22 protein-coding genes are annotated in these 21,765 nt (G+C 34.4%); 7 read left to right on the forward strand and 15 right to left on the reverse strand.

Going from position 1 to position 21,765, the window contains the following annotated elements:
* Positions 1–268 precede the first annotated feature (268 nt).
* The gene (locus CCY99_RS02475; protein WP_112059836.1) at positions 269–1,210 is read right to left on the reverse strand and encodes a D-2-hydroxyacid dehydrogenase; all 942 of its coding nucleotides are present in this window, start codon (positions 1,208–1,210) and stop codon (positions 269–271) included.
* A gap of 118 nt (positions 1,211–1,328) precedes the next feature.
* Between CCY99_RS02475 and argB the strand changes: the two genes are divergently transcribed.
* The 4 genes from argB to rpsI all read left to right on the forward strand — a co-directional run bounded on the left by argB (position 1,329) and on the right by rpsI (position 3,610).
* On the forward strand, positions 1,329–2,198 hold the full coding sequence (gene argB / locus CCY99_RS02480) for an acetylglutamate kinase (RefSeq protein ID WP_112059837.1): 870 nt from the start codon (positions 1,329–1,331) through the stop codon (positions 2,196–2,198).
* A 5-nt stretch (positions 2,199–2,203) separates the two neighbouring features.
* Positions 2,204–2,686 (forward strand): hypothetical protein, encoded by a 483-nt coding sequence (locus CCY99_RS02485; RefSeq protein ID WP_112059838.1) that lies wholly within the window; start codon positions 2,204–2,206, stop codon positions 2,684–2,686.
* A 93-nt stretch (positions 2,687–2,779) separates the two neighbouring features.
* Positions 2,780–3,214 carry a 50S ribosomal protein L13 gene (gene rplM / locus CCY99_RS02490; RefSeq protein ID WP_112059839.1) on the forward strand — a complete coding sequence of 145 codons (435 nt, stop codon included), beginning with the start codon at positions 2,780–2,782 and terminating at the stop codon, positions 3,212–3,214.
* 6 nt (positions 3,215–3,220) lie between these two features.
* Positions 3,221–3,610, forward strand: coding sequence for a 30S ribosomal protein S9 (rpsI, locus tag CCY99_RS02495; protein ID WP_112059840.1), 390 nt, complete (start codon positions 3,221–3,223; stop codon positions 3,608–3,610).
* A gap of 1,141 nt (positions 3,611–4,751) precedes the next feature.
* Here rpsI and lepA read toward each other — a convergent pair.
* The 7 genes from lepA to recA all read right to left on the reverse strand — a co-directional run bounded on the left by lepA (position 4,752) and on the right by recA (position 11,881).
* Complete coding sequence (lepA, locus tag CCY99_RS02500; RefSeq protein ID WP_112059841.1) at positions 4,752–6,542, reverse strand: translation elongation factor 4; 1,791 nt, start codon at positions 6,540–6,542, stop codon at positions 4,752–4,754.
* Between the two features lie 116 nt (positions 6,543–6,658).
* Complete coding sequence (gene purH, locus CCY99_RS02505; protein ID WP_112059842.1) at positions 6,659–8,176, reverse strand: bifunctional phosphoribosylaminoimidazolecarboxamide formyltransferase/IMP cyclohydrolase; 1,518 nt, start codon at positions 8,174–8,176, stop codon at positions 6,659–6,661.
* Positions 8,177–8,178: 2 nt separating this feature from the next.
* Positions 8,179–8,676 carry a shikimate kinase gene (locus CCY99_RS02510; protein ID WP_112059843.1) on the reverse strand — a complete coding sequence of 166 codons (498 nt, stop codon included), beginning with the start codon at positions 8,674–8,676 and terminating at the stop codon, positions 8,179–8,181.
* Positions 8,666–9,277, reverse strand: coding sequence for an AMIN domain-containing protein (locus tag CCY99_RS02515; RefSeq protein WP_112059844.1), 612 nt, complete (start codon positions 9,275–9,277; stop codon positions 8,666–8,668). Before CCY99_RS02515 ends, CCY99_RS02510 begins: the two co-directional genes overlap by 11 nt.
* 22 nt (positions 9,278–9,299) lie before the next feature.
* Complete coding sequence (locus tag CCY99_RS02520; RefSeq protein ID WP_112059845.1) at positions 9,300–9,551, reverse strand: hypothetical protein; 252 nt, start codon at positions 9,549–9,551, stop codon at positions 9,300–9,302.
* Positions 9,552–10,826, reverse strand: a complete 1,275-nt coding sequence (gene eno / locus CCY99_RS02525; RefSeq protein ID WP_112059846.1) for a phosphopyruvate hydratase — start codon at positions 10,824–10,826, stop codon at positions 9,552–9,554.
* Positions 10,823–11,881 carry a recombinase RecA gene (recA, locus tag CCY99_RS02530; RefSeq protein WP_112059847.1) on the reverse strand — a complete coding sequence of 353 codons (1,059 nt, stop codon included), beginning with the start codon at positions 11,879–11,881 and terminating at the stop codon, positions 10,823–10,825. The genes eno and recA overlap by 4 nt, the downstream gene beginning before the upstream one ends.
* A gap of 85 nt (positions 11,882–11,966) precedes the next feature.
* On the opposite strand from recA, the gene CCY99_RS02535 reads away from it, so the two are divergent.
* Positions 11,967–12,824 (forward strand): MqnA/MqnD/SBP family protein, encoded by an 858-nt coding sequence (locus CCY99_RS02535; protein ID WP_112059848.1) that lies wholly within the window; start codon positions 11,967–11,969, stop codon positions 12,822–12,824.
* Positions 12,825–12,832: 8 nt separating this feature from the next.
* Here CCY99_RS02535 and CCY99_RS02540 read toward each other — a convergent pair whose 3' ends face one another.
* The 3 genes from CCY99_RS02540 to coaBC all read right to left on the reverse strand — a co-directional run bounded on the left by CCY99_RS02540 (position 12,833) and on the right by coaBC (position 15,368).
* Positions 12,833–13,333, reverse strand: coding sequence for a type II secretion system protein (locus CCY99_RS02540; RefSeq protein ID WP_112059849.1), 501 nt, complete (start codon positions 13,331–13,333; stop codon positions 12,833–12,835).
* Positions 13,334–13,419: 86 nt separating this feature from the next.
* Complete coding sequence (locus tag CCY99_RS02545; RefSeq protein WP_112059850.1) at positions 13,420–14,154, reverse strand: hypothetical protein; 735 nt, start codon at positions 14,152–14,154, stop codon at positions 13,420–13,422.
* Positions 14,151–15,368 (reverse strand): bifunctional phosphopantothenoylcysteine decarboxylase/phosphopantothenate--cysteine ligase CoaBC, encoded by a 1,218-nt coding sequence (gene coaBC / locus CCY99_RS02550; protein ID WP_181646804.1) that lies wholly within the window; start codon positions 15,366–15,368, stop codon positions 14,151–14,153. Before coaBC ends, CCY99_RS02545 begins: the two co-directional genes overlap by 4 nt.
* A 153-nt stretch (positions 15,369–15,521) precedes the next feature.
* On the opposite strand from coaBC, the gene CCY99_RS02555 reads away from it, so the two are divergent.
* Positions 15,522–17,279 (forward strand): hypothetical protein, encoded by a 1,758-nt coding sequence (locus CCY99_RS02555; RefSeq protein ID WP_112059852.1) that lies wholly within the window; start codon positions 15,522–15,524, stop codon positions 17,277–17,279.
* Positions 17,276–18,667, forward strand: a complete 1,392-nt coding sequence (locus tag CCY99_RS02560) for a glycosyltransferase family 2 protein (protein ID WP_258443130.1) — start codon at positions 17,276–17,278, stop codon at positions 18,665–18,667. Before CCY99_RS02555 ends, CCY99_RS02560 begins: the two co-directional genes overlap by 4 nt.
* 2 nt (positions 18,668–18,669) lie before the next feature.
* Here CCY99_RS02560 and CCY99_RS02565 read toward each other — a convergent pair whose 3' ends face one another.
* From CCY99_RS02565 to CCY99_RS02580, 4 genes are read right to left on the reverse strand one after another with little or no spacing between them, the layout of a single operon-like run.
* Positions 18,670–19,215 (reverse strand): MotE family protein, encoded by a 546-nt coding sequence (locus CCY99_RS02565; RefSeq protein ID WP_112059853.1) that lies wholly within the window; start codon positions 19,213–19,215, stop codon positions 18,670–18,672.
* Between the two features lie 21 nt (positions 19,216–19,236).
* Positions 19,237–19,653, reverse strand: a complete 417-nt coding sequence (locus tag CCY99_RS02570) for a flagellar export protein FliJ (protein WP_112059854.1) — start codon at positions 19,651–19,653, stop codon at positions 19,237–19,239.
* Positions 19,650–20,897 (reverse strand): adenylosuccinate synthase, encoded by a 1,248-nt coding sequence (locus CCY99_RS02575; protein ID WP_112059855.1) that lies wholly within the window; start codon positions 20,895–20,897, stop codon positions 19,650–19,652. Before CCY99_RS02575 ends, CCY99_RS02570 begins: the two co-directional genes overlap by 4 nt.
* On the reverse strand, positions 20,894–21,745 hold the full coding sequence (locus tag CCY99_RS02580; RefSeq protein WP_112059856.1) for an ATP phosphoribosyltransferase regulatory subunit: 852 nt from the start codon (positions 21,743–21,745) through the stop codon (positions 20,894–20,896). The genes CCY99_RS02575 and CCY99_RS02580 overlap by 4 nt, the downstream gene beginning before the upstream one ends.
* Between the last annotated feature and the right edge of the window lie 20 nt (positions 21,746–21,765).

Genomic DNA, 21,765 nt, shown 5'->3' on the forward strand with positions numbered 1-21,765 from the left:
ATCATTAAAATCATTATGTGTAATACACATTTATGAATTTAATTAATTTTAGTAACAAATATATAACTTAATATTATTTGTATGCAAAGATGATTTAGTAAGATTAGGGTTAATTAAATATTGAAAAATATTGGAGTTGGGAAAATATAGATGAGCTATTGAGGTAAAATTTAAGAAACTCGAAAGTTGGTTTTTATAAGAATATTTAGGTTTTGAAAATAAAAATATATCTTAAAATATGCAACATCTTTATAAGATGTCGCATTTATTATTTTTTATCAATAAAGGTTTTAATATTATTTTGTATGCCCTCTAATAGCCTTTTTCTTGCTTCTTTGTAAGCCCACGCAATATGTGGCGTTAATAGTAGTTTATTTTGTATTTTTTTATCCAAAAATGGGTGATTTTTTGCCATAGGTTCTACTTCTAAAACATCACAAGCAAAATAAAAATCTTTCTTTTTAATAACTTTTGCTAAGTCTTTTTCATTTACTATTCCACCGCGTCCCATATTGATTAAAATAGCGTCTTTTTTGAGTAACGAAAGCTCTTTTTTTGTTATAAGATTCTTTGTTTTTTCATTTAATGGAGCGTGGATTGAGATAATATCACTATTTTTTAATAATTCTTGTAGATTCTCCTCTTGTTCCCATCCTTTAACCACATTTTTGCCACTTGTGGAATAGTATTTCACATTTGCACCAAAGGCTTGTGCTAGTTGTGCGACTTTCTGCCCGATATTGCCAAAGCCGATTATTCCCCAATTTTTATTTTCTAATTCATAAAGCTCATTTTTAGAGCAAATATAAGTGAAAATATCATTTTTAGCCCATTTACCTTTTTTGACATATTTATCATAATAATTTTGTTTGCCAAGTAGATTTAATGCAAACATTAATGTATGTTGAGCTACAGCTTGAGTGCTATAGTTAGCTACATTTTTTACTTCAATCTTTAATTTTTTTGCTGCTTCTAAATCAATATTATTCATTCCTGTGGCTGTTACGCATATTAGCTTTAGGTTTGGAAGCTTTTTTAATGTGTTAGCATCTAATATAACCTTATTTGTTAGTATAATATCTGCATCTTTAGCTTTTTTTATCACATCTTTTTGATTTGTTGTTTGATAGATTGATATTTTTCCTAGCTTTGCAATACCATCTAAATTACTATTTCCAAGTGTTTTTGCATCAAGTATAACTATATTCACAAAATCCCCCTTTTCTTTTGTAGTGTTTAATTTTATGTGTGAAAAAAGATATATTTAATATATATCTTAAGATATAATAACAAAATTTATATTAAGAATTTATTTTTTAGGATTTAACTTGCTTGGTAAAATAAAAATTGCAAATATTCTAGTAGATTCTATACCTTTTATACAGGAATTTAGAGGAAGCACTATTGTAATCAAATATGGCGGTTCAGCCCAAGAGAATCTAAAGCTAAGAGAAAATTTTGCACTTGATATTATACTTTTGTATATGCTTGGTATTAGACCTATAATTGTCCATGGTGGAGGCAAGAAAATAAGTCAAATGCTAGAATCTCTAAATATTGAAAGCAGATTTATAGATGGCATTCGTGTAACTTCCAAAGAAGCTATGAAAATCGTTGAAATGGTATTAAATGGCGATATAAATAGGGAATTAACATTTTTCTTCGGTTATCACGGCGTAAAAGCAGTAGGCATTAGCGGAAAAGATGCAGGATTGCTAAAGGCAAAACCTAAGGATTTTGATACTTTTGGTTATACTGGGGAAATTACAGATGTTAATATTGAGATATTAAATAAATTATTAGATGATGGATTCGTGCCGATAGTCGCTCCAATCGCTTCTGGTGATAGCATAGAACATCCGGGCTTTAATATAAATGCAGATAGTGTGGCTTGTGAGATTGCAAAGGCGATAAATGCAAATAAGGTCATATTTTTAACCGATATAAAAGGTGTTTTGGATGCAAATGGAGAGCTTTTATCCACTATTACTTCCAAAGATGCTAAAAAATACAAAGATTCTGGCGTTATCACAGGTGGAATGATGCCAAAGATAGATGCCTGTGTGTCTTGCGTTGAAAATGGTGTTAAAAAAGTGCATATCATAGATGGCAGAATCTTACATGCAATACTACTTGAGCTTTTCACAACAAAAGGCATTGGAACACAGATATTCTATGAAAAATTAGAGAAAGAATAAAATCAATGTTTAATCAAACGACTTTAGCATTGCGGGATTTTTATAAATATAGCTTCATTGATAGAATCTTTATCAAGCTTCAAACAAGGGCATTGGGTGCTAAATTTGAGAGATTGTTTATATTGCTTCCTATTTTAATCTATATGAATACCATAAATCAACAAAAAGTCCTTGATAATACAAAAGCATTTTTACTTAAGAATATAGAGCCTAAGAATCTAGCCCTAAAGGTTTATGATAGGGTTATGCTAAAGCTATTTTCTTATAAAGATGATAATTCTTTGTATATCCAAGATAGAAAGAAAGCATTTGATATTCTAAGACAAAATATCCAGCTTTATAATGTAGTTGATGAAATCTTAGGCGATGAATTTATAGAGCAGAAAAAAATGATAGAAGATATTGTTAGAAAACAATATGATGAAGCCTATTCTATAAATGAGCATAATTCTAAACTGCTTAGATTCCAAGAACAACATTATTCATAATAGTATAATTTTTAAGAAAAACTTAAATTAAGTTATTATTAAGCTTATTGCTATATAATTCTAGCTTTTAAATCAAATATAAAGGCAATTACTATGAATCTAACTTCTACGCTTAAAAAGAATGATATACAAAGAGATTGGATTGTATTAGATGCAAAGGACGAGATATTTGGTAGATTGATAACAAAAACTGCAATATATCTAAGAGGCAAACATAAGCCAAGCTATACGCCGAATGTTGATTGTGGTGATTTTGTCGTCATTATCAATGCTAAAGAAGTTAAATTTAGTGGATTGAAATTAAATTCTAAAGAATACTTCACCCATTCAGGCTATTTTGGTAGCACAAAATCGAAAACATTAGCAGAAATGCTTGAAAAAAGCCCAGAGAAATTATTTAGACTTGCTGTTAGGGGAATGTTGCCAAAAACAAAATTAGGCAAAGCGATGATTGGAAAACTTAAGGTTTATAGTGGTAGCGAACACCCACATACCGCTCAAACAAACAAAAAAAGCAAAAAGGACTAATAAAATATGACAAAAATTTATGCAACTGGTAAAAGAAAAAGTGCAGTAGCAAAGGTTTGGATTAAGGCTGGAAAAGGGAATCTAAGTGTTAATGGTAAAACATTAGATGAATGGCTTGGCGGACACGAAGCTATTAAGATGAAAGTTACTCAGCCATTAGTTTTAACAAAACAAGAAAAATTATTGGATATTGTTGCTATCACATTTGGAGGCGGATATAACGCCCAAGCAGAGGCATTAAGACACGGAATCTCAAAAGCACTAAATCTATATGATATTTCATTTAGAGCCATTTTAAAACCTGAGGGATTATTGACACGAGATTCTAGGGTTGTTGAGCGGAAAAAATACGGCAAGCGAAAAGCACGACGAAGCCCACAATTCTCAAAGAGATAAATTATTTTATTTCTTATCTCATCGAAATTTTAGGATTTTTTATGGGCGAATGAAGTCAATTTTATGTGATAAATGGCTTTCGCCCTTTTACAAAGAATCTAAAATACGGAATCTAGCTTTTTAAAACATTTTTAAAATCTCATAAATCTTGCAATTAGAGTTTTGCAATCATAGGAATCTAAAGGTTTAAAATCTCGTAAAATCCACACTTTACGGAATCTAAATTTGCCTAGAAATATTTTTTATTCGGTTGGAGGGCTTCGCCCTCATCTTAAATCTATTCCCGCTTTAATCTAATCCCGCCCACCGCCCCTATTTGGTGCCACCACACGGAGTTTTATTTAATAAAAAATTGCTTTAGCGATTTTTAAAGATTCATGTGAGGCTCACGCCTCACACACAAAAAAGGGCTAGTAAGCAAAAACAATAATTATTGAAAACTGGCTTTAATATTTCACATAAAAAGGGTGGTGGGTGGGAAAACGAGCGTAGCGAAGTTTCCTGTAAAAGATTAGATGTATTGTAAAGGCTTTAGCCTTTACAATTAACAAATTAGAATCTCTTAAAGTTTTACGAGAATTTAAAGTTTTAGAATCTCACAGATTTCATGTTTTTAAACTTTAAGATTCCATAGATTCTGCGAAAATCTGCAGAATCCTAGAATTATAAAAGTTTGGATTCTCGCAGATTCCGCCTTAGAATCTAACTTCCCACATTCCAACAGAATCTAGATTCTTAAAACTCTCGCGGAATCTCTGCGGATTTTTTAAGTTTAGATTCTTTCAAACTTAGAATCTTGCTTAAATTATAAAAGAAAAGTAAAAACCACGATGATGTTTTAAAATGCTTATGCTAATGCAATTTAAGAATCTTTTTTAAGTAAAAGTGGGGAAAACAAGACTTCTATATTTAAAGCTTAAATTTCTAGGATTCTAATGGATTTCATCTCAAACAAATCAAGCAAATGCAATTTCTTAAAATCCCAAATCTTTAGCCAAATAATTCCACCGCCATTTCTAAATTTTCTTTAGCAAAATGAATAGTAAAGTTTTCTAGTAAAACAAAGTTTCTTGCAAAAGATTTATGGGCTTGGGCTATTTTAAAGAAAATAAAGTCTATTAGATTCTATAGAATCTAGCCCCTAATCAATCTTTAACACCGCTAGGAATGCATCTTGCGGGAGTTCGACCTTGCCTATTGCCTTCAAGCGTTTTTTGCCCTCTTTTTGCTTCTCTAGCAGCTTCCGTTTTCTAGTTATATCCCCTCCGTAGCATTTTGCCGTTACATTTTTTCCCATTGATTTTATGGTCTCCCTTGCGATGACCTTATTGCCGATACTAGCCTGAATCGCCACCTCAAAAAGCTGTCGCGGGATAATCTCTTTCATCGAATTTACTAGATTCTTGCCCTTTTGATACGCCTTTTCACGCGCCACAATGATACTTAACGCATCGACGATTTCCCCTGCTACACGGATATCTAGCTTTATCAAGTCGCCCTTTCTATACCCAGCATTCTCGTAGTCAAAGCTCGCATAGCCCTTTGTGGAAGATTTCAGCTTGTCATAAAAGTCCATAATTATCTCATTTGTAGGCATTAGATACACCAGCAAGACCCGCTGCTCTGTGATGTATTCCATTTTTTCTTGAATCCCACGGCGATTTGAGAGTAGCTTTATCACATTGCCTAGAAACTCGCTGGGCGTGATTATCGTGGCTTTGACATATGGCTCTTCGATATGCGTGATGTTCTGCTCTGGGGGGAGTTCGGCGGGATTCTGCACTTCGGCGATTTCGCCATTACTCAAATATGCGTGATACAGCACCGTTGGGGCAGTAGCAATCAAATCAAGGTCAAATTCTCTCTCCAATCGCTCCTTAATCACCTCCATATGCAACAACCCCAAGAATCCCACGCGGAAGCCAAATCCAAGTGCCACAGAGCTTTCCGGCTCAAACTCCAGCGAAGAATCATTTAGCTTTAGCTTATTCAGTGCATCGCGCAAATCCTCGAATCTATCCGTTTGAATGGGGTAGATTCCAGCAAAAACAAATGGCTTTGCCTTAGTGAAGTTCCCCACTGGGCTTTGTGCTGGAGCATTTTTGTGCGTCATCGTATCGCCCACGGAAATATCATCAACTTGCTTTAGCCCCAAGCAGACAATGCCGATTTCACCGCATTTTATGGCATTCGTTTTCTTTTGATTTATGGGGTGCGGATAGAGTAGCTCAAGCACCTTGTGGCTTTTCCCACTCCCCATTATCAAAATCTCATCATCGATTTTTATCGCCCCATCGATTATTCTAACAAGTGCCAACGCCCCCAAATAGTTATCAAACCACGAATCATAAATCAAAGCCTTAAGGGGAGCAGACGGATTCCCACTTGGCGGGGGAATAGTGTAGATTATAGATTCTAGCAATTCACTTATGCCAATGCCATTTTTCGCACTAACCAAAATGGCGTTTTTGGCAGAAAGCCCAATGGTGCTTTCAATCTCGCTTTTGGCGTTCTCCACATTTGCAGCTGGCAGGTCGATTTTGTTAATCACTGGGATAATTTCCAAGTTATTTTCTAATGCAATATAGACATTTGCGATAGTTTGCGCCTCCACGCCTTGACTTGCATCGACTACGAGCAACGCCCCCTCGCACGAGCTAAGAGAGCGAGAAACCTCATAGCTAAAGTCCACATGGCCGGGCGTGTCGATTAGATTTAGGATATATTTTTTGCCCTCGAGCATGTATTCTAGTCGCACACTCTGGGCTTTTATAGTGATACCACGCTCCTTTTCAATATCCATCGTATCCATCACTTGTGCACTCATCTCTCGCTCACTCACCGCCCCGCACTCTTGGATAAGCCTATCTGCGAGCGTGCTTTTTCCGTGGTCGATATGGGCGATAATGGAGAAATTCCTAATGTTTTCCATAAAATTTCCTATGTTTTTAAGTCGCTTTTGGCGTGGTTTTCTGTGCTAGTTTGACGCCGCTTTAATGCAGATTCCGCCGTTTTTCTGCGATTTTTGTGCCGGTTTTAGTGCAAATTTTAATGCAAAAAGTGGCGGATTCCAGTGAAATAAAGGGCGATTTTATGCGTATTAGCCGCCTCTATTACCTCGCTATCTCTAATACTTCCTCCGGGCTGGATTATCGCTTTCACACCCACACTAGCAGCCAAATCAACGCTATCCCTAAATGGGAAAAACGCCTCACTTGCCATACTTGAGCCTCTTAGGCTTAGCCCCATATCCTTTGCTTTTAGGGCAGCAAGCTTAGCGGAATCTACCCTGCTTGTAAGCCCCATGCCAATCCCCACAAGTGCGGAATCTTTCACATAAGTAACGCAATTTGACTTGGTGAATGCGGCTAGTTTATAGGCGATTTCTAGGTCTTTTAGCTGGGATTCGTTCGCTTTTATATCGCCACAAAGTTTTGCCTCCAAAATCTCGCTCTCCTTAACCTCATCTTGGGTTTGTAGCAAGAATCCTCCGCTAATATGGCGAAAATCGACCTTGTCTTTTGCGCTAGATTTTAATGTGAAAATCCTAACGCGCTTTTTCCCACTCAAAATCTCTAGGGCTTTTTCTGTGATATTTTTTGCCACAATCGCCTCAAAAAAGGTCTCATTCATAAGCTTTGCCAAATCCTCGCCAATCTCGCCATTTACCGCTACAACGCCACCATAGGCAGATAGCGTGTCGCACTTTAGGGCATTTTCATATGAGCTAAGGGCATTTTCTTTCACCGCAAAGCCACAAGGATTCCCGTGCTTTACGATACAAATGGCATTTTTACTAAAGGCATTCACCACCCTAAACGCCGCATTTATATCAAGCATATTATTAAAGCTACACTCGCCTTTTAGCACCTTAAAATGCTTGCTCCAGTGGCTTTCAAACTCATAAAACGAAGCCTTTTGGTGGGGATTTTCCCCATATCGTGTGTCGCAGTATTTTTTCCCCACGATAAAGCTTTTTTCGCCAAATCCGCCATTAAATCGCTCATTCATATAATTTGCGATAAATGCGTCGTAACTCGCGGTATGTTCGAACGCCTTTATCATCATATTTCGGCGAAATTCTAGGGAATCTGCCCCATTTTTTAGCACCACAATTACGCTTTTGTAATCGCCCGGATTTACTACCACAAGGACATTTTGGAAGTTTTTTGCAGCCGCTCGAATAAGGCTTGGACCGCCAATATCGATATTTTCGATAATCTCAGCGAAATCCTCCGTATTTTGCGTGGTTTCCTTGAATGGATATAGATTCACGCACACCAAGTCAATCGCCTTTATCTCGTGGCTTTTGGCGGCTTTTTGGTCGCTCTCATTGTCTCTACGAAAGAGGATTCCGCCGTGGATTTTGGGGTGGAGCGTCTTTACCCGCCCATTAAATAGCTCCTCTGCCCCAGTGTAGGTGCTAATATCAAGCGCCTTAATATTGTGTTTTTCCAAATGCCGCAAAGTCCCACCAGTGCTTAAAATCTTAAAGCCAAGAGATATTAGCTCGCTTGCAAAAACCTCGATATTTTGCTTATCACTCACACTTAAAATCGCTCTCACAATTAATAACCTTTCACATAATTATAAATTTTTTCTGCTATTTCATTTGCAGAATCTAAGGCATTTAGCGTATAATCAGCCATATTTTTATAGATTTTTACCCTACTTTGATATAAATCATCAATAGCACTAAATTGCTCAAACATTGGACGCTTTTGTATCCCATCTTTTATAATCCTTTTTGAGAGCTCATCAAGTGGTGCTTCGAGATAAAAAACATTACCAATATCGCGTATATCATACCTCATAGGCATACCTCCGCCGGTTGATATGATGGCATTATTGACATTATTTTTAATCCAATCACATAGCGAAATCTCTATCTCACGGAATCTTTCCTCGCCAAAATTCGTAAAAATATCATTCACTTGCATATTATAATTTGTTTCAATAATGCTATCAGTATCTAATAAAACATTCTCAAAAAGCCGTGCTAACTCCCTCCCAATAGTTGTTTTCCCAGAACCCATAAAGCCGATTAGAACGATATTATTTAACATTTATATTAACTCCATTTTGTGTTTGCTTAATATCATAAATATAGCTTCCATCAAGCTCAACTACAATTCGCAAAAAATCATCGTGTAATCCGTATTTAATCGATGTAAAATAAGGATTATTTATATCAATTTTATTTTTCTTATAATATTTCATATTTATATCAAAATCAAGCACAATCCTATCAGGATTCTTCATTATAAAATCCCGCAAAAGCTTACCTTCATAGGCTATAAATATGTTATTATTGTCTATTTTATAGACATTCGCCATACTAGAATCTTTAGAATCTAAAGTAGTGTTAGTGGAAATAGGTTTATCTAAGATTTGTGAAACAACCAAAGGCATTCTCCAATCTATTTTACCACTTACAGCAACACTTTTAGTTTCTATCGAGCCATCGATATTTTGATAAGTTATTTCTATTTTTTTAATCAATCTAGCATTGCTAGGCAAACTTATTTCTTCTTTATCAAATACACTTGTCTCGCCATAATACGGACGAATAGAATCTTTTGGCACGACTAATGGGACAAATGGATCATCTCTAGAAAAAAGCAAACTTACAAATAACATAATGCAAAATATAATTCTTTTATTCATTGATTATTAAGCCTTATATATTTTATTTTCCACCGCTTATCTCAAAAATCTCTTTTTGTAGAAATGCATTCTGTCGCTCGTAGAATTTCACACTAGTTTCTAGCTCTTTTTTCTCTTCTCGTAGCTCAAGTAAAACAAAAACGGATTTATTGCCAAAAATTAATATAAAAATATAAACAAACAACATCATTAAAGCAATAATAAGCAAAATATAAGGGCGATAAAGTCGTATCTTATCCCATATACTTAGCTTTTCTTCAAATAATTTTGCCATTTACTTAAATAGATTCCAGCCTAAATATTCCGGGCAATCCAGCTCATTTTCGATTTCTAAAAGGCGATTATACTTTGCGATTCTCTCACTCCTTGCGGTGCTACCAGTCTTTATCTCGCCTGTATTTAGCCCCACAGCGAAGTCCGCGATGAAGCTATCCTCGCTTTCCCCGCTCCTGTGGCTCATAATGCACTTATATTTGTGTCGCCCAGCCAGTCGCACGGTCTGCATAGTCTGCGAAACGGAGCCGATTTGATTTGGCTTTACAAGCACGGCGTTTGCGATATTTTTGCCAATGCCCTCACGCAAAATTTTCTCATTTGTCACAAACAAGTCATCGCCCACAAGCTGGATTTTATCGCCTAGCTTTTTAGTTAGCTTCGCCCAGCCCTCCCAATCGTCCTCACTCAAGCCATCTTCAATCGAAACTATTGGGTATTTCGCACAAAGATTCTCATAATATTCAATCAATTCCTCGCCACTTAAAGATTTATTTTCAGCTGCTAAAACATACTTGCCCTCGCCATTTACAAACTCGCTACTGGCGACATCAAGGGCGATTGCGATTTGTTCGCCCTCTTTATATCCAGCCTGTTTTATCGCTTTTAAAATCACCTCGATTGGCTCTTCATTATTTTTCAAGTTCGGTGCAAAGCCTCCCTCATCGCCGATACTCGTAATATGCCCTTGTGATTTTAAGATATTTTTAAGATTCCAATACACCTCGCTACTTGCCCGAAGCGCCTCCCTAAAGCTAGAAAAACCAAGTGGCATTATCATATACTCTTGGAAATCCACCGTATTGTCAGCGTGGCTTCCGCCATTGATAATATTTAGCATTGGCACTGGCAGGATATTTGCATTAATGCCACCGATGTAGCGATATAGCGGGATTTCTAGGGCTTCCGCACTTGCCTTTGCAAGAGCCATAGAAGTGCCTAAAATCGCATTTGCCCCTAGCTTGGAGTAATTCTCCGTGCCGTCTAACTCAGCCATAATCTTATCAAGCTCATTTTGATTAAATGGCGAAACCCCGATTAACGCCTCCGCAATGGTCGTATTGACATTCTCACACGCTTTAAGAACGCCCTTGCCAAGGAATCTCGCCTTATCGTCGTCGCGTAATTCCAATGCCTCTCTTTTCCCAGTGGACGCCCCGCTTGGCACGATTGCATTGCAAGAAAGCCCATTATTTAGCCCAATGGTAACCCTAATAGTTGGATTCCCTCTGCTATCTAGCACCTCATCGGCAAATACATCATCTATATAAATCATTTTTTCTCCTCGCTATTATCAGTATCATCTACATTCTCATCTACAAACTCGATTATCTCGCTACTTGCACCGATTTGCTCTTTGATTTTTGCCTCGATTTCATTGGCGATGTCTGGGTTTTCTTTTAGGAAAATCTTGGAATTTTCCTTGCCTTGTGCGATTTTCTTATCTTTATAGCTAAACCACGCACCACTTTTATCGATAATATCAAGCTTCACGCCGTAGTCTACCAACTCGCCTAGCTTAGAAATTCCCTCGCCAAACATAATGTCAAACTCAGCCTCTCTAAATGGCGGAGCAACCTTGTTTTTTACCACTTTTGCACGAACGGTATTTCCTATGGCTTGTTCGTTTACTTTTAATGTTTTTATTCGTCTAACATCAATCCTAACACTAGAATAAAATTTTAAAGCATTACCGCCAGTTGTTGTTTCTGGATTACCATAGCCTATATTTCCTATTTTCATTCTAATTTGATTAATGAAAATAACAGTAGTATTCATTCTATGCAAAATACCTGTTATTTTACGCAATGCTTGGCTCATAAGCCTTGCTTGAAGCCCTACATGTGCATCGCCCATATCGCCATCTATTTCAGCTTTTGGTGTTAGGGCTGCTACAGAATCTACAACTATTAAATCAACTCCACCGCTTCTAGTTAATGTTTCTAAAATCTCTAATGCTTGCTCACCATAATCTGGTTGGGAAACATAGAGATTCTCCACATCGACGCCGAGTTTTTTGGCGTAATACACATCTAATGCGTGTTCTGCGTCGATAAAAGCACAGATTCCACCTTGTTTTTGACACTCTGCGGTTATTTGCAAACTTAATGTGGTTTTGCCGCTGGATTCTGGTCCATAGATTTCAATAATTCTACCTTTTGGGATTCCACCTATTCCAAGTGCCAAATCAAGCCCAAGTGAGCCTGTGGAAATGCATTCTATTTTTTCACTTTGCTTATCACCAAGTCGTATCAAAGCCCCCTTGCCAAAGGCTTTATCGACTTGTTTTAGTGCTAATTCAATCGCTTTTTGTTTATCTTTATCAATCATATATACCTCTTAAAATGTAAAAATAATGCAAATTCTATCTATTTTTTAGTTAAAATAAATTCAAATTCTAAATAAAGAGTTATTTATGAGTAAAATTGTTGTTGCACATTCGCCCGATGCAGATGATATTTTTATGTATTATGCGATTTATTTTGGCTGGATTGGTTCAAAAAATATTAAATTTAGTAATATCGCACTTGATATTGAGAGCTTAAATGAAGGGGCATTAGATTCAAAATATCTAATCTCTGCTATTTCATTTGCTTTATATCCATTTATAAAAAATAATTATGCCCTACTTAGCACAGCTATGTCCTTTGGAGAGGGATATGGACCTAAGCTTATTAAAAAAAGAGGTAAATCTTTAAAGGATAATTTTAAGGTCGCTTTAAGTGGCAAATGGACTACAAATGCAATGATTTTTAAGATTAAATATCCAAATGCAAGAATAGTTTATAAAAACTTTTTGGAGATTGAAAATGCCGTTCTTACGGGTGAAGTCGATGCAGGAGTTTTGATACACGAATCTATACTAAATTTTGATGATAGTCTTGAAGTTGAGGCAAAACTTTGGGATATTTGGATTGATTTAGCGGGGGATTCTCTACCGCTACCGCTCGGTGGAATGGCAATATCTCGTTCGATTCCCCTACTTCGTGCAATTGAGTGTCAAGAGATATTGACAAATGCCGTTAGAGTCGCTGTCAATAATAAAAAGATTCTATCTACAATGCTTGAAAATTATGTTAGAGTAAATCAAAATAATCTAGAAAAATATCTAAATATGTATGCCAATAATAACTCAATAACATTAAATGAAATACAAATAAAGGCATTGGATAGGCTTTTTAAAATAGGATATGATTTTGGAGTATATAAGAATCTAATAGAAACAAAGGACTATCTACTGCCTGTGGATTATAAGGATTTGCGATTTTGCTAACCTAAAAATTAATATTGCATAGCATTTGATGATTTAAGATTTATTTTTGTTTCAGAATTTTGATTATAGCTATTGCGAAATATTTTACAGAAATTAGAAGCATTGGCATTAATGTTACTTGGTATGAAATGCAACACTCCATCGATTAAATCAATATATAGATATTCTCCATCACATAATACTTGATTGGAATTATTGTTATTATTGACATACGATATTGCTACTACGCCATTTTCTGTTGATTTCCATCGTGCTTTATCCAAAGCTCCAACATACATAAGCCATTCTCCCCAAGTAGAAAAACCTTCGGGTGCTGCAGTATCAACATCAATATTCCCTGCGACTATTTCAGCAGGAACTTGCGTTAATAAAGTAGCCACATCGCTTTTTAATGTCGCTACTTGAGAATCCATTCTAGTTTCAAATAGCCAAGTTGTTGCCAACCCAGCCAAAGCACCAATTATTACGATAACAAATACTAATTCAACCAAAGAAAAACTTTTTCTCATTATGTTTTTTCCTTTATATACTACGATAAAATGTGCCATTATATTATATTTATTTTTTATTTACAATTATGTTTATAATTCGATTTTTAAACTTCCAAATCAAGAATGCCATCATTATATAGATTAAAAAATATGTTAATATTTTCATCGAAAATTATTCTAATCTCATCAAATTCATCAAAGCCTTCTAAATTTTTTATATTATTTTCTAATATATTTCTAACATTTTTATATTGTGTTTTTATAATCAACGATTGATTATTATATATAACCCCATTTATCAAACCAAGATTATTGAAAATAGCACTAAATTCGATTTTGCCATCTTTTGGTTTTTTAATCTGCAACAATATATCCTTTTTATTATCGTTTATAACAATATTAAGAATTTTTTTATTCAATGCAATCAAAGAATTAGTAAGAAATAAAAAATCATCTTTTGTGCTAGAGGCTATAGATTTTTCAATCAAATTGTCGCTAAATTTTTCAATAAATCTAGAATCTTTTAATAAGCTTTCAAACTCATTTATATCAAATTTAAGGCTGGATTTTTTTGCGTTATCAAATATTTTTGGTTGCTTTATTAGATTAGAAATAAGGATTTCATTAACACTAGAATCTTTAACTATTGCCCAATATTTGCTACCAATTTGTAGATTATTCATACTTTTTGCTTCAATTATATTATTGCCAAGTTTTAATAAATATCCCATTCTAGTTTTTTCCATAACCTGAAGCAATATAGGCAGAGTAGTATTGTAATGCTTTGTTTGTGATAGATTCTGTGATATTTTAGAAATATTAAGAATCTTGCTAATCATCTTGATTGAAGCTCTTTTTCCATTATATTTGCTATTTCAAAACTTATGCTAAATTTATCCTTTTTGGATAAAAAAATCTTAGAATCTTTGCTAAAAATGGTGATTTCATTATCATTTGAACCAATTTTATTATTATCATTTATGATATTTAATACAACCAAATCGCAATCTTTCCCACCTAAAGTTTTTGGTTGTAGCATTTTCCTAGCTTTAGATTCTGCGATATTTTCATTACTCTCAGCTTTAAATCCAACTTTAAACGCACAATTTATATTGCTTAAAATATCTTCATCTTGAATTAATTCTAGATTCCACGATTTGCCTATATCTTCTTTTTTTATTTTTTCATTCTTAGGATTCTGCACTATAAAATCACTAATCGCAGCCGCCATTATGAGTATAGAATCTTTTTTGCAATACTTTTTTAGTGCATTTCTAAAATCATTATTTGATTTAACATTAGTAATATTTATATCAAGTGGTAATGTTAGCGGGAATTTAGATGAAATAAGCCTAACTTTTGCCCCTAAGAGATAGAAAATCAACGCTAAATTTGATGATTGTAATCCGCTTGAATTATTTGAAATATGGCGAATATTATCTATTTGCTCTATGCTACCTCCACCTGTTATTACAATATCTTTATTTATCCAAAAATCTTTTTTTATAAAACTCTTTTTTATATGAAAAATTATTTCATCTATAGTAGCCATCGCACCTTTTGCGACTATATTACAAGCTAAAAGCGTCTCACGCGGTGGAATTATTGTATAACCCATTTTAGATAAATCTTTTAGATTCTGTTTATTTTGGATAGATTCCATCATATTTATATTTGCACTAGGAGCTATTAGAATAGGACATTGACAAGCAAAAAGTGTTGATAATACTAATGTATCGGCAATCCCATAACGAAGCTTTGCTATACTATTTACACTAGCAGGAGCAAGTATAGCTATATCCGCCCAAAGGGCGTAGCTTATATGATTTGGTGAATCTTTGCTATGACTCTGTGTTTTAGAATATAATACTTCCTTGTTACTAAGGGCTTCAAAACATAGTGGTTGTATAAGGTTTAATGCCTCATCACTCATAACTACGGCAGTTTTTGCTTCCATTTTTTTAAGATTGCTAATCAAATCAAGTATTTTATAAATCGCAATAGAGCCTGTTACTAAAATCAAAATATTTTTGTTTTTTAAGATATTATCCACTTCTATATTCCTAATATTAAAATATAGAATCTTATCTTAAAATTTTTCTCTAATAATAAAAATGCAATATTTCCTAATAAAATTTACCCCAAAAAAGCAATGTTTAATTGTAAGTTAAATAAAATTTTGCAATTTCTACACTAAAGGACTGCTTTGAAATACAATACATCTATGGGGGGGGGGGGACAACGAAAATCTAAATTAAACTTCCAAAACCCACAATTTAAAGAAAAACTTTTCACTATATTTTTTATCGCTTTTTTGTGTATCTATTTGCTAAATATTGCGATTTTTCCTAATTTTGGCGTGATTGACGACCATATCGTTATTTCCACACTTGCAAAAGGTGAGTTTATCCCGCTATTTATTCTCCCATCAATTGGGCGATTTTATCCGCTTGATGCAATGGATTTGAATATCATTTATGCAATTTTTGGGCTAAATATTAATGCAATTTATATTTTTACTGCTATTTTTGCACTAATTACGGCACTTTGCTTGTTTTTTGGTCTTAAAATTATTTTAGATTCCGTGCTAGATTCTACAAATCTCACACATTCAAATAGCAATCCAAATTTAACGCACCAAAATCTCACACAAAACGCCCAAGATTCAACATTCCAAAATTCAACGCTTTTAGCGATGATTGCAATTACGCTTTTTATGCTAACTCCAGCCTTTGCTACGGCATTTTTACGACTTTTTGTGCCGGAAAAGTTGGAGAGCGTATTTTTTGCAATTTTTATTTTCACATTCATTAAATTTAGCTTTAAAAATTCAAATTTCTATTTCCTAATCGCCCTAATTTCTGGGAGCTTAGCACTTTATTTTAAAGAAGTTGCATTTATTATGCTTGGGAGCTTTGCATTTTTTCATCTCATTTTTTCAGCCATAAATGACAAAATGCCCTTATTTAAACCCACAAAGCCAAAAATCTTAGATTTAGCCCTTATTCTTAGCTGTGTTGTGTGGGTTGTGCTATATTTTATATTTGTGATTTTGGAGAAAACAAACTCTGGGCGATATGGCGATACGCCCTATAGTGCCTTGCTTGTGTTTGCGAAAAGTGCCATAAATTACGCACTTAGTGAGCCATTTTTATTTATCGGCATTTTTGTTTTAGCACTTTTTAGAATCTTTTGCGTGAGTGTGAAAAAAGAGCGGATTAATCCATTTTTAGATTCTTGTATTTTGGCTTCTGCTTTGCATTCTTTGGCGTATTTAGCGTTAAATATTTACTCATTTCACTATCCGCTTCCAGCATATATTTTTGCCCTTTTTCCACTAGCATATTATTTTAGGAAATATTGGGGGAATCTAGCAATTAAGGGCGTTTTTGGGCTTTGTGTGGTAATTTTTATTCTCAATTCGCTTCCAGCATTCATTTATCAATTTAATCACTACAAAGCCGTGCCAAATAACTATCAAGCCACACTTTCATTCCTAGATTCCTATATCAAGGAGAATCCGCATACAAATATCTATCTTGATGGCGTAAATCGTGCTTCAAGCGGAGAAGTCTATCATAGCTTTATAAAGAATCTTGAATTTAAGGGGCTAAAGGATTTTGATTTTTACTCAGATTTGGGGATTGATAATGAGATTTTGGGGAAAGAAAATCCCAATTCGCCATATGCTGTTTTTAAGAGTAATGAAAAGGTGCCAAAAAAGCCCGGTGATTTGGTAGTAATCACGCCATATATGACTTTTAACATTGATGAAAATTATATAAAAAATCATAATTACGAGCTTTTATTTGAAAGCAAATGGGGCTTAAATATCCCACTTTTAGGCATTAAATCTGCCCTAAAATCTATGGTGTCTCAATCTAATCCAAGCCTAGTTTTAAGCCAAAATATTTATGCCCTACCAATCCACTTTAGCGTATATCGTGTAAAGGGAGAGCGATGAGAAGCAAAAAGAATAAGATTGTAGAAAATCTAGAATCTAAGAGTGTGAAATCTAAAAATGTAGAATCTAAGATTCTAAAATCTAAAAATATGGAAACTATATCTACCCCCCCCCATAATAGGAGTTTTGATAGGAATCTAAGTAGAAAATCTAGCGATAAATTCGTAAAATCCGGTGAATCTAATAAGTTTAGAAAATCTGCCAAATCTCAAGAATCTATAGAATCTAATAATCTTAGAAAATCTAGCGAGTGCGTAAAATCTAATAATTTTATAGAATCTAATAAATCTAAATCCCCGCCAACTCTAGCCCTAATCGTGCCGTATTATAACGAAGAGGAAGTTTTAGGAAAAAGCCTTGAGATATTTTCAGCTCTCCTAGCCAAACTAAAGGCGGAATCTAGAATATCAAAGCAAAGTTTTATGATTTTTATAAACGATGGGAGCAATGATAAAAGCTATGATATTTTAAAATCTTTTATGGCAAATGGGGAATCTATGGCGGAATCTAAGTCTATAGAATCCGCGGAATCTACAGAATCCAGAATGGAAACCAAAGCGGAATCCAAGCTAGAATCCAAATCGCAATCCGCAGAATCTACAAAATCTAAGGCGGAATCTACCCAAATAATCTCCATAAAACTTAGCAAAAACTATGGACATCAAAATGCCCTTTTGGCGGGATTAGAATATGCTAGGGACAAATGCGATTGTGCTATTAGCATTGATTGCGATTTGCAGCAAGATATTAATAAAATTGCCGAGTTTTTGGAGCATTTTAGCAATGGTAGCGATATAGTTTTTGGCGTAAGGAGCGATAGAGCTGGGGATTCGGCATTTAAGAAATATAGTGCTTTGGGATTTTATAATCTAATGCGATTTTTTGGGGTCAATATCATCAAAAATCACGCTGATTTTAGGCTACTTAGCAATAAGGCGTTGAACTTTATCGCCAAGTATAAGGAGGTCAATCTATTCTTGCGAGGGATATTTTTAGAGATTGGCTTAAAAAGCTCGATAGTGCATTTTGAGGTAAAAAAGCGCGAACTTGGCAAAAGCAAGTATAATCTCGCTAAAATGCTTTCCCTTGCGCTAAATGGCATTACAAGCTTTAGCGTTACGCCTTTAAGATTGGTATTTAGTCTTGGGTGTGTTATATCGATTTTTAGTGGAATCTTGGGGCTTTATGGGCTTCTTGTAGCTATTTTTAGCGATTCTGCGGTGCCCGGCTGGGCTTCTATCGTCGTGCCGATATATTTCCTAGGGGGAATCCAAATGCTTAGTCTAGGCATTATTGGTGAGTATATTGGCAAGATTTATAGCGAGACAAAGGGGCGTCCACGATATTTAATAGAGGAGATTCTAGGGAGTAAAATAAATCTTAAATAAAACTATTCCATATCCCAAAATGGCGGTCCAGCCTTTAGCATTTCTGTTAATTGAGCTGCTCTTTGCGGGGTCATCTTTGATAGAATCTTACTCATATCTTTAGAATCCATTGAAAAAAGCAATTCTGCGGCATCTTTTAATGGCATATTTTCTATAATCGCTCCAGCTTTTGAATCTCGCATTTTTGCGTAAGTTTGGGTTATTTTGTCATTTTTTGCATTTTGTATATTTGCTAGAAGTTCTTCATTTTGTTTTATTAATTCCTGTATTTGATTTTTCTGCTCTGCGGCTTCTTTTAATAAGGATTCTATTCGCTGCTCTTGGAGTTGTAACTCTTGAAGTTTTTTATTATTTAATGCTTGTTGTTCTTCGTATAGAGAAGTCATCATTCTTTTTTGTTGCTCTACTCTTGCTATTTCTTGTGTAATCTCATCTTTTCGCTGCTCAAAAATTACATTACAATCAATCACATTACTTGTATTTTGATTTAATTCCTCGCCGACAACAATACCTAAAAATAAACAATACATAAGGATAAATCTATTCAAAAAACACTCCTTAAAATTATTTTATTTATTTCTATGATGTAGGATTCCGCCAAATTCATCTAATACCTTTTGTTCTTCTCTACTTAGCCTATTTAATGCCCATTCTATCTCTTGGAGATGGAGATAATTAATCTTTTCGTATTCTATCATTGCTAGTTTATATTTTTTATTTATATCAATCTTGGTTGATTTCATTAATTCTAGTATATTATTTTCTTGCTCTATTTCAAGCTGAAACGCACTAACTGCATTTTTAAATGATAGTAATTCTTGATACACACTGACATTTGGCACTTTCATCTCTTTTAATTGGGATTTGAGATTAGCGATTTCTTTTTCTTTATTTGCAATAGCATTATTGATAGTGATTAATTCCCGCTCAATCTTATTTAAAATATCTTTTTTGATTTTTAAAATAATGCTAAATTTTGTTTTCATCGCTTTATGGTGTCGTTTCTATCTGCACTAGTTGATATTATAGATATTTTAGTTTGCAATATTTTTTCTAATGCAAATATATAATCTTTCGCTTCCTTAGGTAGATTCTCAAAATCTCTTATGCCTTTTACTCCATTAAAACCCTTAAATTCTTCATATATTGGCTCTACATCTCTAAGACTAAATGGAAAACTTGATAATTCTTTTCCATCTTTTTTATAACCTACACATATTTTTATACTACTAAATCCATCAAGAACATCGAGTTTCATCAAAGCTAATTGCGTAACTCCATTTAATCTAATAGCATATTTACAAGCCACCGCATCAAACCAACCACAGCGTCTTGCTCTACCTGTAGTTGTGCCGAATTCGCCACCATTTTTTTGTAATGTTTTCCCATCATCGCCAAAATCTTCACTAGGAAAATACCCTTTTCCAACACGCGTGCAATATGCTTTTGCTATGCCTATTACTTCGCCTATATCGTGAGGCGAGATTCCACTACCGATACAAGCACCCGCTGAGATAGTATTTGAGCTTGTAACATATGGATATGTTCCGTGGTCAATATCAAGCATACTTCCTTGTGCACCCTCTAGGAGAATCTTTTTATTGGAATCCATCGCCTCCCAGAGTATTTCATTAGTATTTTTTATAAAAGGGGGGAGTTTTGTAGCATAATCTCTAATCTTTCTAGACAAATCATCAATATCAGGGAGCTTGACATTATAAATAATATTATAGAAAGCTATGGATTCTAGATGTTGCTTTAATCGTAAGATAAAATCATCGATATTTAGCAAATCGCCAACCCTAAAGCCACTCCTGCCAACCTTATCCACATAAGTCGGTCCTATGCCTTTACAGGTTGTGCCGATTGCAGTTTTTATATCCTGCTCTTTTAATCTATCGATTGCTTCGTGATAAGGCAGTATTAAATGCGTCTTTGGGTCTATAAAGATTCTCCCCTCTGTATTATCAAATTGAGAGATTTCATTTAAAAATGCTTCAGGATTCAGCACCACTCCATTACTAATCAAATTTATACAATTATTATATAGGATTCCACTTGGAACTAAATGAAGTGCGATTTTTTTGCCATCGACTACAATAGTATGTCCAGCGTTATGTCCCCCTTGATAACGAACTACAATATCATAGTTTTTTGCTAGATTATCTACAATCTTACCTTTTCCTTCATCTCCCCATTGGATTCCAACAACAACATCACATTTTCTCATTCAACTACCTTATTTAAAATATATTCCACAACCTCATTTGTATAGATGGCAAACCCGCAAGATTGCACATCATCTATCTCGTATTTTCCACCAAGTAAAAATATCTTATTATCATTAAACATTCTAAAAAATAAGCTATCATAATAACCATTTGGCGAGTAATATAATGGTGAAAACATTGTATTTTTATAATCACAATAACTCGCACTATGTAGCAAAATCTCTAATTCTTCTTTTAAAAATCTTGGTGCTTTTGGAATATAGCTTTCTAAGTCATTTTTTGTTTGTATGGAGAGAAGGTCGCCAAAATACGAAGCAGACTTTAGAATCCTATCAATTTTCATCTTAGAAAATATATCAATATCAAGCTCACTTTCTTTAACACAAAGTTTAGGGATATTCATATTTGAGATTTGTAAAATTGGGTTTAGCTCTAATTCCAAGAAAATATTTACAGCAATACATAGTATATTTCCTAGTGAATCTTTATCTAAAAATTCAGCCCCAATTTGGTTTATCTCTGTGCTTGGATAAGAAAATGATGGTTGGATATAAAACCACTTTTTATTACTAATTTTATTGCCTAAATGTCGGTGTATAATCTTTATAACATCAGTTGTATTATCATTTCGCAATATCATTTGCTTATTATCATCTGCACTTATGCGAATGGCTTTATATTTATAAATAATATCTTCTAAACCAAAGCTAAAGCTAGGAGTGAGAATCTCTTCAAATCCATTTTGATAAAAAATATCAACAGCCTTAAGCTCAATGTCTCGCTTGATTTTGGCACTTAATCCAAAATGAATCTTGCTACCTTGCGGTATTTCATAACCTAAAGTCAAAACTTATCCTTAAATTTTTT

The sequence above is a fragment of the Helicobacter sp. 16-1353 genome, assembly GCF_003288815.1.
In the GTDB taxonomy this organism is placed as follows: Bacteria; Campylobacterota; Campylobacteria; order Campylobacterales; family Helicobacteraceae; genus NHYM01.